Here is a 14,206-nt window from a genome sequence, read left to right as displayed (position 1 = left end):
TCAGGTCAACTCTGGCCCAGGATCACCTGTTCCGCGTGTCGAGGTCCGTCTCATCCTCCGGGCGCAGGCGGGATCCGCCGCCCGTCGGGGCGCTCTCGCCGAGCATCTGCGCGGGTGCCTTCTCCTGGTCGGAGCCGAGCTCGTCGTGCTCGCCGTGCGAGTGCGACGCCTGCAGCTCGGCAGGTGTCACCGGCTCCACGCGGTCCTCGTAGAAGACCTGCGACAGGCGCTGGCGCATGCGGTCGAGGCGGTACCCCTTGCGGCGGACGCCGCGGGAGTCCTCGGCCGGCTCGATCTCGATGGGGCGCGTCGGGTCGTGCTGCACCCGCAGCCAGCGCTCGTGCTCGTCGAGCGGCTTGTGGACCTCGATGTACTCACCGGACGCGAACCGCACGATCTGGCCGGTCTCGTGCCCGTGCAGCACCAGCTCGCGGTCCTTGCGCTGCAGACCGAGGCAGATGCGCTTCGTGATGACGAACGCGGCCCACGGTGCGAGGAAGAACAGGAACCGGAACACCCACGTGATGTCGTTGATCGACAGGTCGAAGTGGGTCGCGATGATGTCGTTCGAGCCGGCCAGCACGAGGATGAAGAACGCGACCAGCACCGACACGCCGAGCGCCGTGCGGAACGGGCGGTTGCGCGGCCGGTCCAGCACGTGGTGCTCGCGCTTGTCGCCGGTGGCGAAGGCCTCGACGAAGGGGTACAGCGCGAGGATGGAGAACAGCGCCCCCGGGATGACCACGGCCGGGATGAGGACGTTGAGCGCGAGCGTGTACCCGTCGGGGCCGAAGAGCACGTACTCCGTCTGGCCCGGCATCAGGCGCAGCGAGCCCTCGAGGAACAGCATGTACCAGTCGGGCTGAGCGCCGGCGGACACGGGTGACGGGTCGTACGGCCCGTAGTTCCAGACCGGGTTGATCGACATCGTGGCGCCCATGAGGGCGATGACGCCGAACACCACGAAGAAGTAGCCGCCGGCCTTCGCGACGTAGATCGGGAACAGCGGGTAGCCCACGACGTTGGCGTTCGTACGGCCCGAGCCCGGGTACTGCGTGTGCTTGTGCAGCACGACGAAGAACAGGTGCAGCGCCACCATGGCCAGGATGAGTCCCGGCACCACGAGGATGTGCAGCGTGAACAGCCGCGGGATCACGTCGTGGCCGGGGAACTCGCCGCCGAAGATGAAGTACGACAGGTAGCTGCCGAGGATCGGGATGGACCGGACCACGCCGTCGGTGATGCGCAGGCCGTTGCCGGACAGCACGTCGTCGGGCAGGGAGTAGCCCGTGAAGCCCGCCGCGAGGCCGAGGATCATCAGGACGAAGCCCACGACCCAGTTCAGCTCGCGCGGCTTGCGGAACGCCCCGGTGAAGAAGACGCGCATCATGTGCGTCACGATCGACGCCATGAAGATCAGCGCGGCCCAGTGGTGGATCTGCCGCATGAGCAGGCCACCGCGCACCTCGAACGACAGGCGCAGGGTCGACGCGAACGCCTCGGACATCTCGACGCCGTGCATCGTGGGCCACGGGCCCTCGTAGTGCACCTCGTTCATGCTCGGGACGAAGAACAGGGTGAGGAAGACACCCGAGATCAGCAGCGTGACGAAGCTGTACAGCGCGATCTCGCCCAGCAGGAACGACCAGTGGTCGGGGAAGATCTTGCGGGCGAACTCCTTGACCGCCTTCCCGACGCCGGTGCGCTGGTCGAGGTAGTCGGCGGTGGCGGCAGCCTTGTTCCCGCTCGGTGCGGTGGTGGCGCTCATCGCAGCCGCTCCCAGAAGCTCGGACCGATGGGCTCGTGAAAGTCGCTCTGCGCGACCAGGTAGCCCTCGTCGTCGACGGTGATCGGCAGCTGGGGCAGCGGCCGCTTGGCAGGACCGAACACGACCTTCGCGCTGTCGGCGACGTCGAACGTGCTCTGGTGGCACGGGCACAGCAGGTGGTGCGTCTGCTGCTCGTAGAGCGCCACCGGGCATCCCACGTGGGTGCAGATCTTCGAGAAGGCGACGATGCCGTCGTACGACCAGCCCTCGCCCTGCTCCGACTTGATGTCCCGGGGGTCCAGGCGGACCAGCAGGACGACGGCCTTGGCCTTCTCGTCCAGCGGTGCGTCGGTCTCGTCGAGACCCTCGGGGATGACGTGGACGACCGAGCCGATCGTGACGTCGGCGGCCTTGATGGGCCGGCCCGTCGGGTCGATCGTCAGCTTCTTGTTCTTCGCCCACATCGTGCGCTTGAACTTCGAGACGTCCCAGTCCTCGCCGACCTCGCCGATCAGCGGCAGGGCGATCGTCAGCGGGAAGAGCGCGAGCGAGGACACGAGGGCGCCCTTGAGCACCCCGCGCCGGCCGATGGCCGAGTCCTGCGCGCCGTCCTTGAGGACCTGCACCGCCTGGGCGCGGGTCTCGTCCGAGCTGCGCTGCGCGTGACGGTCCTCCGCCTTCTCGTGGTCGTTCATGAGCGCCTTGGCCCAGTGCACGGCCGCGAGCCCGATGCCGAGCAGCGACAGCGCCAGCCCGAGCCCGAGGGCGAGGTTGGAGATGCGCAAGCGCTCGGGGGTCTCGTCGAGCGGCAGGGCGAAGTACGCCACGATGAAGCCGATGGCGCCGACGATCGAGACGGTGAACAGGGCGACGACCTGTCGCTCCGCCCGCTTGTTCGCCGCCGGGTCGACGTCGGACCGGCGCGGCCGGTGCGGACCCATGCCGGGGTTCGGGAACCGTCCGGCGTCCTCGCCCTCGCGCAGGACGACGTCCGTCCCGAGTCCGTCGCCGGGCTCGTGGCCGTCGTGGCCGTGGTCGTGGGTGGTGCTCACGAGGACCTCGCTCCGATCCAGACTGCTGCGCCGATGAGGAGCCCCATGCCGACGACCCAGGCCCACAGGCCCTCGCTCACCGGTCCGAGGCTGCCGAGGTCGATACCGCCGGGAGCGGCCCCGCCCTGCAGGTCGAGGTACGCGATGATGTCGCGCTTCTCGTCCGGGGTCAGGGTCGCGTCGTTGAAGACCGGCATGGACTGCGGGCCGGTGGACATCGCCTCGTAGACGTGCGTGGGCGTGGTGTCCCACAGGTTCGGTGCCCACTTGCCCTCGGAGAGCGCGCCGCCGGCTCCGACGGCGTTGTGGCACATCGCGCAGTTGGTACGGAACAGCGCCATGCCGCTCGCCGGGTCGCCCAGCGTCGGGTCGACCTGCTCCGCGGTGGGGACGGACGGGCCGGGGCCGAGCGAGGCGACGTAGGCCGCGAGCGCGGCGATCTGGTCCTCGTCGAACTGGGCCGGCTTGGCCGGCGCCTGCGGGCCGTTCATCTGCATGGGCATGCGGCCGGTACCGACCTGGAAGTCGACGGCTGCGGCGCCGACGCCGACCAGCGACGGCACGACCTCCGTGCCGGTCGCGTCCGGCCCGTGGCACGTCGCGCAGTTGGCCTGGAACAGCTTCTCACCGGTCTCGACCTCGTCCGCCGTGGCCGCCGCGGGCGCGGCGTCGGCGGACGTGGGGGACAGCACGGCGTACAGCGCGCCGGTGAGGAGCAGCGCCAGCAGGAGCAGCACGACCGGCGCACGCCGGTCGTGCCTGCGGGCTGCGAGTGCCTTCACGGATCGGTCCTCGTCTCGCATGTGGGGGTGGTGTGCAGGGGGTGGCGCCGGCCCGTGTGCGGGCCGGCCGTCGTCATCGGACGAGGTAGATGACCGCGAACAGCGCGATCCAGACCACGTCGACGAAGTGCCAGTAGTACGAGGTGACGATCGCGGTCGTCTCCTCGTGGTGCGTGAACCGCTTGGCGGCGAAGGAGCGTCCCAGCAGGAAGAGGAACGCGATGAGCCCACCGACCACGTGCAGGCCGTGGAACCCGGTCGTCAGGTAGAACACCGAGCCGTACGGCGACGACGAGATCGTCAGGCCGTGCTCGACGAGCTCGGCGTACTCGAAGATCTGACCGCCGATGAAGACGGCTCCCATGACGTACGTCAGGGTGATCCACTCGTTCATGCCCCAGCGCCAGAACTGCATCAGCGAGCCGGTGCGGACGGGCTGGAGCCGCTCGGCCGCCCACACGCCCATCTGGCAGGTCACCGACGACAGCACCAGGACCGTCGTGTTCGCGAACGCGAACTGCAGGTTGAGCTTGACCGTCTGCTCCGCCCACTCCTCCGGGACGGCGGCGCGGACCGTGAAGTACATCGCGAACAGCCCGGCGAAGAACATGAGCTCGCTGGCGAGCCACACGATCGTCCCGACCGACACAGGGTTCGGTCGGTTCACGGTCAGGTGGGGGGCGGGGCGCGAGGCAGCCGTTGCGGTCGACACGTGGACATTATGGCCGACGAGCGCGCCGCATGGGTCGTTCGACCCACCCGCGCACCTTGGGATATGTCACATCGTCACCTTCTCGTGACCGCGGGTGCCCTGCGCGCGCCCGGGCACCGGTCCGCGGTGCCCCACCTGTCGGCGACGTGCCAAGATGCCCTCTGCACGTCGACGACGAGTGAGGGGCACCATGAGCACCGCAGACCCGGCGGCCCGCGCGCCGCGCATCCTGCTGTACAGCGACGACGTCGACGCGCGCGAGCAGGTGCGTCTCGCGGTCGGTCGCCGGCTCGGGCGCGGCGAGCCCGACATCGAGTGGACCGAGGTCGCGACGGCGGACGCCGTGATCGCCGCGACGGACGCCGGCGGTCTCGACCTGCTGGTGCTCGACGGCGAGGCGGACAAGGTCGGAGGGCTGGGCCTGTGCCGCCAGCTCAAGGACGAGGTCTACCGCTGCCCCCCGGTCCTCGTCCTCACAGGCCGCCCGCAGGACGCGTGGCTGGCGTCGTGGTCGAACGCGGACGCCGTCGTGAGCCGCCCCCTCGACCCGGTCGTGGTGCACACCGCCGTCGCCGGACTCCTGCACGCGGAGCCGGCCGGCCGATGACGCCGACGACCACCTGGTCCGACCTGCTGACGACGCTGGTGCGGGGCCAGGACCTCGACAGCGCCGACGCGTCGTGGGCCATGGACCGGATCATGAGCGGCGAGGCATCGCCGTCGCAGGTCGCGGGCTTCCTCGTGGCGTTGCGGTCGAAGGGCGAGACCGTCGACGAGCTCGCGGGCCTGGCCGACGTGATGCTCCGGCACGCGCACCGCTTCCAGGTGCCCGGCCGGACCGTCGACATCGTCGGCACGGGCGGCGACCGGCTCCACACGGTGAACATCTCGACCATGGCGGCGCTCGTCGTCGCCGCGACCGGGCTGACCGTCGTCAAGCACGGCAACCGGGCGGCGTCGTCGTCCACGGGCTCCGCGGACGTCCTGGAGTCGCTGGGCATCCGTCTCGACCTGCCGCTCGACCGCGTGACCGCGCTCGCGTCCGAGGTCGGGATCACGTTCTGCTTCGCCGGCGCGTTCCACCCGTCGATGCGTCACGCCGGGGTCACCCGCCGGGACCTGGGGATCGCCACGGCGTTCAACTTCCTCGGCCCGCTCACGAACCCGGCGCAGCCGCAGGCCAGCGCGATCGGTGTGGCCGACGCCCGCATGGCCGGGCTCATCGCCGGCGTCCTGGCCGCGCGCGGGCGGTCCGCCCTCGTCTTCCGCGGCGAGGAGGACGGGCTCGACGAGATCGCCGCGACGGGCTCCACCCGGTTCTGGGAGGTCCGGGACGGGTCGGTGCGCGAGGAGGTCGTCGACTGGGCGGCCGCCGGGGTGCCGGCCGTGACGGTCGAGCAGCTGCGCGGCGGCGCCGCCGCGCAGAACGCCGACGTCGTGCGGGCCCTCGTCGCCGGGGCGCGGGGACCGGTGCGGGACACGGTCGTGCTCAACGCCGGCGCCGCGCTGGTCGCGGACGCCACGCTGCCGGGCACGGCCGAGGGCACGCTGCTCGACCGCCTGCTCGCGGGCGCGGCGCACGCGGAACGGGCGCTCGACGACGGCGCGGCCGCCGACGTGCTCGAGCGCTGGCGCGTCGCCGCACAGGCCTGAGGCCGCACAGGCCGGGGGCGCCCGGCCGGCCGCGGCCCGTGGCCGGTCAGTCCTCGAGGCCGAGCGCGAACGCCTCCTCGAGGTCGTGCCGCGAGTACGCCCGGAAGGCGATGTAGGTCTGGGTGCGCAGCACCCCGTCGACCTTGCTGACCTTGTCGGCGATGACGTCGGCCAGCCGCTCGTGCTCGCGGACGCGCACGAGGGCGATGAGGTCGACCTCGCCGGTCACGGAGTAGACCTCGCTGACGCCCTCGATCTCCGCCGTCGCGGCGGCGACCTCGGGGATGCGGGCGGCGTCGCAGTCGATGAGGACGATGGCAGTGAGCATGGCACCCATCATGCCGTGCGGCGTGGTGCGGGGGAGGCCGTGGGCACCGCGTCGTCGAGGAGCGGCGCGCGGGGTGCGACGAGGTCGAGGGTGACCGCCGCGGCAGCGTCACGGACCGCCTGGGCCGAGCGCGCGGGCGACGACCACTCGCCGTCGACCTCGACCAGCCGCACGCCGGGCTGCTCGAGCCACGCGAGCACCAGGTCCGTCTCCTCGGGGTGGGCGGCGGTCGCGGGCGCCACCGGTGCGGGCACGTGCTCGCCGCCCGCCCGCAGGCTCGCGACGACCGGCCGCGGGTCGGTGCGCCGGTCGACGACGGCGGTGCCCGCCAGGCGTCCGTGGCGCACGAGCACGAGCTCCCAGCCGCCCTCCTCGGTGCGGCGCGCCGCGACGAGCTCCCGGCACGACGCCGCCCGCGCGTGGCGCTGGGCACGCGCCGCCCCCCGGAGGAACGCGGTGAGCCGGTCGCGGACGGCCGCGGCCTCCTCGAAGCGCTCCTGCGTGACCAGCGTCCGGATGCGCCCGGCGTGCGCCTGGACGACGGAGCGCGGGTCGGCGCGCATGGCGTCGCGGACGGCGTCGGCGACCGGCGCGTACGCGGCCACGTCCTGCCCGCCGACGCACGGTGCGCCGCACCGGCCCACCTCGGCGAGCACGCACGCGTGCGCCCCGGCGGCGGGGACCGCCGGGAGCCTGCCGGTGCACTGGCGCACCGGGAACGTGGCGTGCAGCGCGTCGACGGCCTGCTGCGCGACCGTGCGGGACGCGAACGGGCCGATGTGCGCGGCACCGTCGCGCACGTCGCGCACGACGGACAGCCGGGGGAACGGCTCGTCGGTGAGGCGGACCCACGGCATGCGCTCGGGTGCGCGCGACCGCCGGTTGTACCGGGGGGCGTGCTCGGCGATGAGACGCAGCTCGCGCACGCGCGCCTCGAGCGAGGTGGCGCACACGACGGGGTCGACGCGCACCGCGAGGCGCACCATCTCCCTCATGCGGCCGCGCTTCTCCGCCGAGGTGAAGTAGCTGCGCACGCGCCGCCGGAGCGACGTCGTCGACACCCCGACGTACAGCACCTCCTCGCGTGGTCCGCGGAACAGGTACACGCCGGGTGCGTCGGGCAGGCCGTCGGCGAGGGTGCTGCGCCGCCGCACGTCGGCGGGGACGGGGTCGGTCGCCGTCGCGAGGTCCTCGAGGTGCGTGACCCCGAGCGGTGCGAGCCGCCCCAGCAGCGCGTGCAGCACGTCGACCGTCGCGCGGGCGTCCGCCAGCGCGCGGTGGTTGGGCGTCTCCTGCGCCCCGAACAGCGCGGCCAGGGTCGAGAGCTTGTGGTTGGGAGCCTCGTCGCGCAGCACGACGCGACGCGCGAGCCGGACCGTGTCGACGACCTGGAACCCCGGCCACGCGCGGTCGCACCGCGCGGCGGCCGCGCGCAGGAAGCCGACGTCGAAGGGCGCGTTGTGCGCTACCAGGACGGACCCGCGTGCGAACTCCAGGAAGCTGGGGAGCACCTGCGCGATGGTGGGGGCACCGATCAGCATCGAGGTCGTGATGCCGGTGAGCACCTGGATGAACGGTGGCACCGGGCCGCCCGGGTCGACCAGGGTCTGGAACTCCCCGAGGACCTGGCCGCCCCGCACCTTGACGGCGCCGATCTCGGTGATCGCGTCGTCCGCGGCGCGTCCCCCCGTCGTCTCGAGGTCGACGACGACGAACGTCACGTCGCGCAGCGGCGTGCCCAGCTCGTCGAGCCCGAGCTGCACGGGGGTCGCCCCGGGCACCGGTGACGGCGCGTCCGCCGACGGGTGCAGGCGTCGAGGGCTCGGCATGTGGCGGACGGTACCGGGCACGACCGACAGGACCCGGGCGGGCGCGGGGCGGGCGCACGCCTAGGCTGGCGTCATGGCAGGTCAGGAGCACAGCCCGGGCGCCGGGGAGGGCGCGGACGTGCCCGAGGCGTTGCGTGCTGCACTCGTCCGGCTGGCCGCCGACGTGCTCGCGGACATCGAGCCCGCCCGGACGCCGCCGTCGTTGGTGGCCGTGCGGCGGTTCGCGCCGCGTCGACGCGCCGCCGCCGGCGCGCTGCCGCTGTGGGCGGCGCTGCGCGACGACCCGGAGTTCCGCGCCCGCGTGGGTCGGGCGTGGGTGGAGAACCACGAGGCGGCGGGCGGCGCGGCGGCGCCCACCGACGGGCCGGTGGCGGCGCTCGACGACGCGGTCGGCGCGTGGCTGCGGCACCTGCCGTGGGAGCACCTGGTCCCGCCGTCCGACCCGGGAGCGGACGACGGCGCCGCAGCCCGCCGGCTCGAGGGGGCCGAGCGCGAGGTCGCGCGGCTGCGTACCGAGCTCGCCGCCGCCCGCGACGGTGAGAGAGCCGCCCGCGACGAGCTCGCCGGGCTCCAGCGCGAGCTGCGCAGGCTCCGGTCCGACGCGGACCGCGCACGCAGCGAGGCGCGCGCACTGGCCGCCGCCGCCGAGAAGGACGCCGAGCGTGCCGCCGCCGACCTCGCCGCCGCCGCGGACGAGCGCGCGCTCGCCGCGGCCGACCTGCGTGCCGTCGCCGCGGAGCGTGCGGCGGTCCGGGACGAGGCGCGCACCGGCCAGCGCCTCGCGGAGACGCGCGTCCGGCTGCTGCTCGACACGGTCGTGGACGCCGCGAGCGGCCTGCGTGCCGAGCTGGCGCTGCCCCCGGTGCGCGACCTGCCGGCTGACCTCGTGGCGCCGCCCGAGGTGGCGCCGCACCCGCGGCCGTCGTCGCGGGGGCGGTCCGTCGACGACCCCGTGCTGCTCGACGACCTGCTCCGGCTGCCGCGGGCTCACCTGCTCGTGGACGGCTACAACGTCTCGAAGACGGGCTGGCCGCACACGACGCTCGTCGACCAGCGTCGCCTGCTGGTCGACGGCATGGCAGCGCTCGCCGCCCAGACCGGGGCCGAGGTGACGTGCTGCTTCGACGGGCAGCCGGGCCTGCGTCCCGTCGCCGCGGTGCGCGGGGTCCGGGTGCTGTTCACCGCCGGCGAGACCGCCGACGACCTGCTGCGCCGGCTCGTGGCCGCCGAGCCTGCGGGACGCGTGCTGGTCGTGGCGACGTCCGACCGCGAGGTCGTGCACGACGTCGAGGGCGCGGGGGCGTGGGCGGTCCCCTCGGCGACGCTCGTCGAGCGGTTGCGCCGACGCTGAGGACGCCGCGAGGAGTGCGGGTCCGGACATGCCCGTGCCCCCGGACCGGGGGTCCGGGGGCACGGGCCAGACGCCCGGACGAGACGTCCGGGCGGCCGCTCAGCGGGCGCCGTCGGTGTAGAGCGCCTCGACGTCGGCGGCGAAGTCCTTGAGCACCTCGGCCCGCCGCACGCTCAGCTTCGGCGTGAGGTACCCGTCCGCGATCGTGAGGTCACGGTCGAGGATGCGGTACCGACGGATGGACTCGGCGCGCGAGACGGCCTTGTTCGTGCGCTCGACGGCCTTGTCGAGCGACGCGAGCACGTCGGGGTCCTTCGCGGCCTCCTCGATCGTCATCGAGGGCTTGCCGTGCGCGGTGAGCCACCCCGGGACGCCCTCGGGGTCCAGCGTCACGAGCGCCCCGATGAAGGGGCGCTGGTCACCGACGACCACGACCTGGCTGACCAGGGGGTGGCCGCGCAGCCGGTCCTCGAGCACGCTCGGCGCGACGTTCTTGCCGCCCGCCGTCACGATGATCTCCTTCTTGCGGCCCGTGATCGTCAGGAAGCCGTCCTCGTCGAGGGCCCCGAGGTCGCCGGTCCGGAACCACCCGTCGTGCAGCGACTCCTCCGTCGCCTGCGCGTTCTCGTGGTAGCCGCGGAAGACCTGGATGCCCTTGATCTCGATCTCGCCGTCCGCGGCGATGCGCAGCGAGGTGCCCGGCAGCGCCGGACCGACCGTCCCGATCTTGGTCCGCTCCGGCAGGTTGACGGTCGCCGGGGCCGTGGTCTCCGTCAGGCCGTAGCCCTCGAGCACTTTGAGGCCGACGCCGCGGTAGAAGTGGCCGAGCCGCTCGCCGAGGGGGGCGCCGCCGGAGATCGCCCACTCCACCTGCCCGCCGAGCACCTTGCGCAGCTTCGACAGGACGAGCACGTCGGCGACCTTGTGCTGCAGCCGCAGCCACGGGCTGGGGCCGCGCGGCGTGTCGAGCGCGCGGGAGTAGACGATCGACGTCTTCGCGGCGCGCTGGAAGATCGCGCCCTTGCCGCCGGCGGCCGCCTTCTGCTCCGCGGAGTTGTACACCTTCTCGAACACCCGCGGCACGGACAGGATGAACGTCGGCCGGAACGTGCCGATCCCCTCGACGAGCGTCCTGGTGTCGGGCCAGTGGCCCAGGACCGCGCCCGCGGGGATCGTCAGGACGTGGACGAAGCGCGCGAACACGTGCGCGAGAGGCATGAACAGCATCGTGCGGGCGCCCGGCGTCGAGACGACGACGTTGAGCTTCTCCACCGCGTTGATGGTCAGCGCGGAGAAGTTGCCGTGGGTCAGCTCGACACCCTTGGGCCGGCCCGTGGTGCCCGACGTGTAGATCACGGTCGCGAGGTCGTCGCGCGCGGCCAGGCCGCGCCGCCGGGCGATCTCCGCCTCCTCGACGTCGGCCCCGGCGGCGACCAGCGCGTCGACGGCCCCCTCGTCGATCACGAGCACCTCGCGCAGGGACGTGGCCTGGTCACGGACCTCCGCGACGAGCTCGGCGTGCGCGGCCGTCTCGACGACCAGCAGGCTGACGTCGGCGTCGGTCAGGATCCAGGCGACCTGCTCGGCGGACGACGTCTCGTACAGCGGCACGGGCACCGCGCCCGCCGCCCACGTCGCCCAGTCCAGCAGCGACCACTCGTAGCGGGTGCGCGACATGATGCCGACGCGGTCGCCGGGCTGCACGCCCTTGGCGACCAGACCGCGCGCGGCGGCGACGATCTCGGCGTCGTACTCACGGGCGGTCGTCGGCAGCCAGCGGCCGTCGACGTGCCGCTCGACGAGGACGCGGTCCGGCGTGCTGCGGACCCGGGACGCGAGCAGGTCGTTGAGGTTGTCCGACGGATCGACCTCGACGAGCAGGGGGCTGTGGGACTCGTCCATGCTGACTCCAGTGGCAGTGGGGCGAAGCGTGGCATGAGGATACGGGACGTCGGTCCCTGGTCACGTGTCCGGGTCCGGGTGGTGTCGGGCGTCGCGCACGCCTCTCACCTGCGCCTGCGCCCCGCGCGGAGCCCCGTGGGTGTGGGCGCGCTCTCGCACGACGGTGACTACGGCTAGCGTGGTGGCGCTGCGCGAGCGACGCGTGGCGGCGAGGGCAGGAGCGGACCAGGGACATGCACGCCATCGGGGTCGACATCGGCGGGACGAAGATCGCGGCGGGCGTGGTCGACGACGAGGGCACGATCCTCGCGCAGACCCGCCGGGACACCGACCCCGACGACGTCGCGAGCATCGACGCCGCGATCGCGGACGTGTACCGCGAGCTGAGCGCGTCCTACGAGGTGTGCGAGGTCGGCCTGGCCGCGGCGGGGTTCGTCGCCTCCGACCGTGCGCGCGTGCTCTTCGCGCCCAACATCGCCTGGCGCGAGTACCCGCTGCGCGACAACGTGGCCGCGCTGATCGGCGACCCCGGCGTGCGGATCGTCGTCGAGAACGACGCGAACGCCGCGGGCTGGGCGGAGTTCCGCTTCGGCGTCGGACGCGACGTGCAGGACATGGTGATGCTGACGCTCGGCACCGGGCTGGGCGGCGCCATCGTCATGAACGGCCGCCTCGCGCGCGGTGCGTGGGGGGCCGCGGCGGAGATCGGGCACATGCGCGTCGTCCCCGGCGGGCACTACTGCGGCTGCGGGCACGAGGGCTGCTGGGAGCAGTACGTCTCCGGGTCCGCCCTCGTGCGCGACGCGCAGGCGACCGCGATCACGCAGCCGGAGCGCGCCGCGGGCCTGCTGGCGCTCGCGGGGGGGCGCGCGGACGCGATCACCGGGCCGCTCGTCACCCGCGCCGCGCAGGACGGCGACGCGCTCGCCGTCGACCTGCTCACCGAGGTCGGCCGCTGGGTGGGGGAGGGTGCGGCGAGCGTCGCCGCGCTGCTGGACCCCGAGATCTTCGTGATCGGCGGGGGTGTCAGCGCGGCGGGCGACCTGCTGCTCGTCCCCGCGCGCAAGGCGTTCGGGGAGCAGCTGTCGGGCCGCGGGCACCGCCCGGAGGCGACGATCGTGGTCGCCGACATGGGCAACGACGCCGGGATGGTCGGCGCCGCCGACCTCGCACGGGTCTGAGCCGACCGGTCGCCGGCGCGCGCCGGGCCGGTCCGACGCGTCAGACCACGGCGCCGTCGTCGTCGGACGGCTCCCGGCGTTGCGGCATCCGCCACACGAGCACCGCCACGGCCACGACGAACACGACGGCCGCCGTCCGGACGAGGATCGTCGGTGCGTCCTGCCACGCGACGACGACCACGAGCATGAACAGGGGCACACCGGCGGTGGCGCACCACGCGAGCGTCAGGAGCGGGTCGCCACCGAGCACCGGTCCGGGGTCGGCGGGCACGAAGTGCTCGAGGTCGTCGACCGCGTCCTCGGCCGTGTCGTACTGCGACGTGCCGTCCCAGTCGCGGCCCACCGGCACGACCGCGGGCACGTCGTCGGCCGCGTCCGGCACGTCGTCGTCCGTCGCGCGGCGCAGCACGCGACGCTCCGGCGGCGGCTCGGGGTCCGTGCCGACGTCCGACAGCCGGGCGACGATCGACGCCCAGACCTCGTCGTCACCGGGTGCCGGTGCGGGGTCCGGGTGCGACGCGGGCCGGTCGTCCGAGCGCGCCGCAGTGCCCTCGTCGGCCGCTGCCTGCTGCTCGTCGGGGGTCCCTCCCGGGGTGCCCGGGGCACCGTGCGCGCCGTTGGTGCCGTCGGCGCCGGCGTCGTCGTCGGGACGTGCGTCCATGGGAGCACTCTAGAGTCGGACCCGACGTACCGGCCTGTCGCGGTCGGTGGCGGGTCCACGGAGCCGACCGGTGTCCGGCGGGAGGACGGCGGCGCGGTGGACGTCGAGCGAGGAGACACGTTGTTCTACTGGTTGATGAAGCGGGTGTTCGTCGGACCCGTGCTGCGCCTGATCTACCGGCCGTGGGTCCGTGGTGCGGAGCACGTCCCGGCCGAAGGGGGTGCGATCCTCGCCGGCAACCACCTGGCGGTCATCGACTCGTTCTTCCTGCCGCTGGTGCTGGACCGCGAGATCGTGTTCATCGGCAAGCAGGAGTACTTCACCGGTGCCGGTCTCAAAGGGCGCCTGACCGCGGGGTTCATGCGCGGCGTCGGCACGATCCCCGTCGACCGTGGGGGCGGCAAGGCCGGCGAGGCCGCCCTGCGCACCGGGCTGCGCCGACTCTCCGAGGGCGGGCTGTTCGGCATCTACCCCGAGGGCACGCGCAGCCCCGACGGGCGGCTCTACCGCGGCAAGACGGGCGTCGCGCGGCTCGCGCTCGAGTCCGGCGCGCCGGTCGTCCCGGTGGCGATGGTCGGCACCGACGTCGCCCAGCCGCTCGGGCGACGCATCCCGAAGGTCATGCGCATCGGCGTGGTCATCGGCGAACCCATGGACTTCTCCCGCTACCGCGGCATGGAGAACGACAGGTTCATCCTGCGCTCGGTCACCGACGAGATCATGTACGCGATCATGAGCCTGTCCGGCCAGGAGTACGTCGACGTCTACGCCGCGACGCAGAAGGCGCGCATCGCGACGGGCCACCAGGACGTCGACGGCGGTGGCCGCATGCCGGCGGCGCCGGGCGGCCGGCCCGTGCCCGATGTCCAGGTTCCGGTCCCGCCGCAGGACGAGGCGCCGCCGTCAGTAGGATGAGGTGGACCCGGACGTGCGTCGGGCCCGTGCGCGTGCCCGTCGGGGTGCGTGCCCGCCGTCACCTGGACGACG

Annotated in this window: 13 protein-coding genes; 5 read left to right on the top strand and 8 right to left on the bottom strand. The window is 73.5% G+C overall.

What is annotated here, in order from left to right; translation table 11 throughout:
* Positions 1 to 22 precede the first annotated feature (22 nt).
* The 4 genes from qcrB to ctaE form a co-directional block, all read right to left on the bottom strand.
* The gene (gene qcrB, locus NP075_RS10960; RefSeq protein WP_227563209.1) at positions 23 to 1,768 is read right to left on the bottom strand and encodes a cytochrome bc1 complex cytochrome b subunit; all 1,746 of its coding nucleotides are present in this window, start codon (positions 1,766 to 1,768) and stop codon (positions 23 to 25) included.
* On the bottom strand, positions 1,765 to 2,820 hold the full coding sequence (gene qcrA / locus NP075_RS10955) for a cytochrome bc1 complex Rieske iron-sulfur subunit (RefSeq protein WP_227563208.1): 1,056 nt from the start codon (positions 2,818 to 2,820) through the stop codon (positions 1,765 to 1,767). Before qcrA ends, qcrB begins: the two co-directional genes overlap by 4 nt.
* Positions 2,817 to 3,602 (bottom strand): cytochrome bc1 complex diheme cytochrome c subunit, encoded by a 786-nt coding sequence (qcrC, locus tag NP075_RS10950; RefSeq protein WP_227563207.1) that lies wholly within the window; start codon positions 3,600 to 3,602, stop codon positions 2,817 to 2,819. Before qcrC ends, qcrA begins: the two co-directional genes overlap by 4 nt.
* A 73-nt stretch (positions 3,603 to 3,675) precedes the next feature.
* Entirely contained in the window at positions 3,676 to 4,314 is a 639-nt protein-coding gene (gene ctaE, locus NP075_RS10945; RefSeq protein ID WP_227563206.1) for an aa3-type cytochrome oxidase subunit III, read from the bottom strand.
* A 190-nt stretch (positions 4,315 to 4,504) separates the two neighbouring features.
* On the opposite strand from ctaE, the gene NP075_RS10940 reads away from it, so the two are divergent.
* Positions 4,505 to 4,921, top strand: a complete 417-nt coding sequence (locus NP075_RS10940; protein WP_227563205.1) for a response regulator — start codon at positions 4,505 to 4,507, stop codon at positions 4,919 to 4,921.
* Positions 4,918 to 5,967: an anthranilate phosphoribosyltransferase gene (trpD, locus tag NP075_RS10935; RefSeq protein WP_227563204.1), complete on the top strand. Its 1,050-nt coding sequence runs from the start codon at positions 4,918 to 4,920 to the stop codon at positions 5,965 to 5,967. Before NP075_RS10940 ends, trpD begins: the two co-directional genes overlap by 4 nt.
* A 46-nt stretch (positions 5,968 to 6,013) precedes the next feature.
* On the opposite strand, the gene NP075_RS10930 is transcribed toward trpD, so the two are convergent.
* The gene (locus tag NP075_RS10930; protein WP_227563203.1) at positions 6,014 to 6,295 is read right to left on the bottom strand and encodes an Lrp/AsnC family transcriptional regulator; all 282 of its coding nucleotides are present in this window, start codon (positions 6,293 to 6,295) and stop codon (positions 6,014 to 6,016) included.
* Positions 6,296 to 6,303: 8 nt separating this feature from the next.
* On the bottom strand, positions 6,304 to 8,124 hold the full coding sequence (locus tag NP075_RS10925; protein WP_227563202.1) for a DEDD exonuclease domain-containing protein: 1,821 nt from the start codon (positions 8,122 to 8,124) through the stop codon (positions 6,304 to 6,306).
* Positions 8,125 to 8,197: 73 nt separating this feature from the next.
* Here NP075_RS10925 and NP075_RS10920 point away from each other — a divergent pair, with 73 nt between their 5' ends.
* Positions 8,198 to 9,475, top strand: a complete 1,278-nt coding sequence (locus tag NP075_RS10920; RefSeq protein WP_227563201.1) for an NYN domain-containing protein — start codon at positions 8,198 to 8,200, stop codon at positions 9,473 to 9,475.
* A 99-nt stretch (positions 9,476 to 9,574) separates the two neighbouring features.
* Here the strand turns inward: NP075_RS10920 and NP075_RS10915 are convergent, their stop codons facing one another.
* Entirely contained in the window at positions 9,575 to 11,377 is a 1,803-nt protein-coding gene (locus tag NP075_RS10915; RefSeq protein ID WP_227563200.1) for an AMP-dependent synthetase/ligase, read from the bottom strand.
* A 233-nt stretch (positions 11,378 to 11,610) separates the two neighbouring features.
* Here NP075_RS10915 and NP075_RS10910 point away from each other — a divergent pair, with 233 nt between their 5' ends.
* Positions 11,611 to 12,558 (top strand): ROK family glucokinase, encoded by a 948-nt coding sequence (locus NP075_RS10910; protein WP_227563199.1) that lies wholly within the window; start codon positions 11,611 to 11,613, stop codon positions 12,556 to 12,558.
* A gap of 40 nt (positions 12,559 to 12,598) precedes the next feature.
* On the opposite strand, the gene NP075_RS10905 is transcribed toward NP075_RS10910, so the two are convergent.
* Positions 12,599 to 13,219, bottom strand: coding sequence for a hypothetical protein (locus NP075_RS10905; protein ID WP_227563198.1), 621 nt, complete (start codon positions 13,217 to 13,219; stop codon positions 12,599 to 12,601).
* 120 nt (positions 13,220 to 13,339) lie between these two features.
* Here NP075_RS10905 and NP075_RS10900 point away from each other — a divergent pair, with 120 nt between their 5' ends.
* Positions 13,340 to 14,134, top strand: coding sequence for a lysophospholipid acyltransferase family protein (locus NP075_RS10900; protein ID WP_227563197.1), 795 nt, complete (start codon positions 13,340 to 13,342; stop codon positions 14,132 to 14,134).
* Positions 14,135 to 14,206: the final 72 nt, after the last annotated feature.

Origin of the sequence: Cellulomonas wangsupingiae, assembly GCF_024508275.1 — a bacterium.
GTDB lineage: Bacteria > Actinomycetota > Actinomycetes > Actinomycetales > Cellulomonadaceae > Cellulomonas > Cellulomonas wangsupingiae.
The sequence above is the reverse complement of the archived record's forward strand: the minus strand, read 5'-3'. Positions and strand labels throughout refer to the sequence as shown.

Bases quoted from the DNA above. Each gene is read 5' to 3' on its own strand.
- qcrB (WP_227563209.1), bottom strand. From the start codon at position 1,768: ATGAGCGCCACCACCGCACCGAGCGGGAACAAGGCTGCCGCCACCGCC.
- NP075_RS10905 (WP_227563198.1), bottom strand. From the start codon at position 13,219: ATGGACGCACGTCCCGACGACGACGCCGGCGCCGACGGCACCAACGGC.
- NP075_RS10930 (WP_227563203.1), bottom strand. From the start codon at position 6,295: ATGCTCACTGCCATCGTCCTCATCGACTGCGACGCCGCCCGCATCCCC.
- NP075_RS10920 (WP_227563201.1), top strand. From the start codon at position 8,198: ATGGCAGGTCAGGAGCACAGCCCGGGCGCCGGGGAGGGCGCGGACGTG.
- NP075_RS10925 (WP_227563202.1), bottom strand. From the start codon at position 8,124: ATGCCGAGCCCTCGACGCCTGCACCCGTCGGCGGACGCGCCGTCACCG.
- trpD (WP_227563204.1), top strand. From the start codon at position 4,918: ATGACGCCGACGACCACCTGGTCCGACCTGCTGACGACGCTGGTGCGG.
- NP075_RS10915 (WP_227563200.1), bottom strand. From the start codon at position 11,377: ATGGACGAGTCCCACAGCCCCCTGCTCGTCGAGGTCGATCCGTCGGAC.
- NP075_RS10940 (WP_227563205.1), top strand. From the start codon at position 4,505: ATGAGCACCGCAGACCCGGCGGCCCGCGCGCCGCGCATCCTGCTGTAC.
- NP075_RS10910 (WP_227563199.1), top strand. From the start codon at position 11,611: ATGCACGCCATCGGGGTCGACATCGGCGGGACGAAGATCGCGGCGGGC.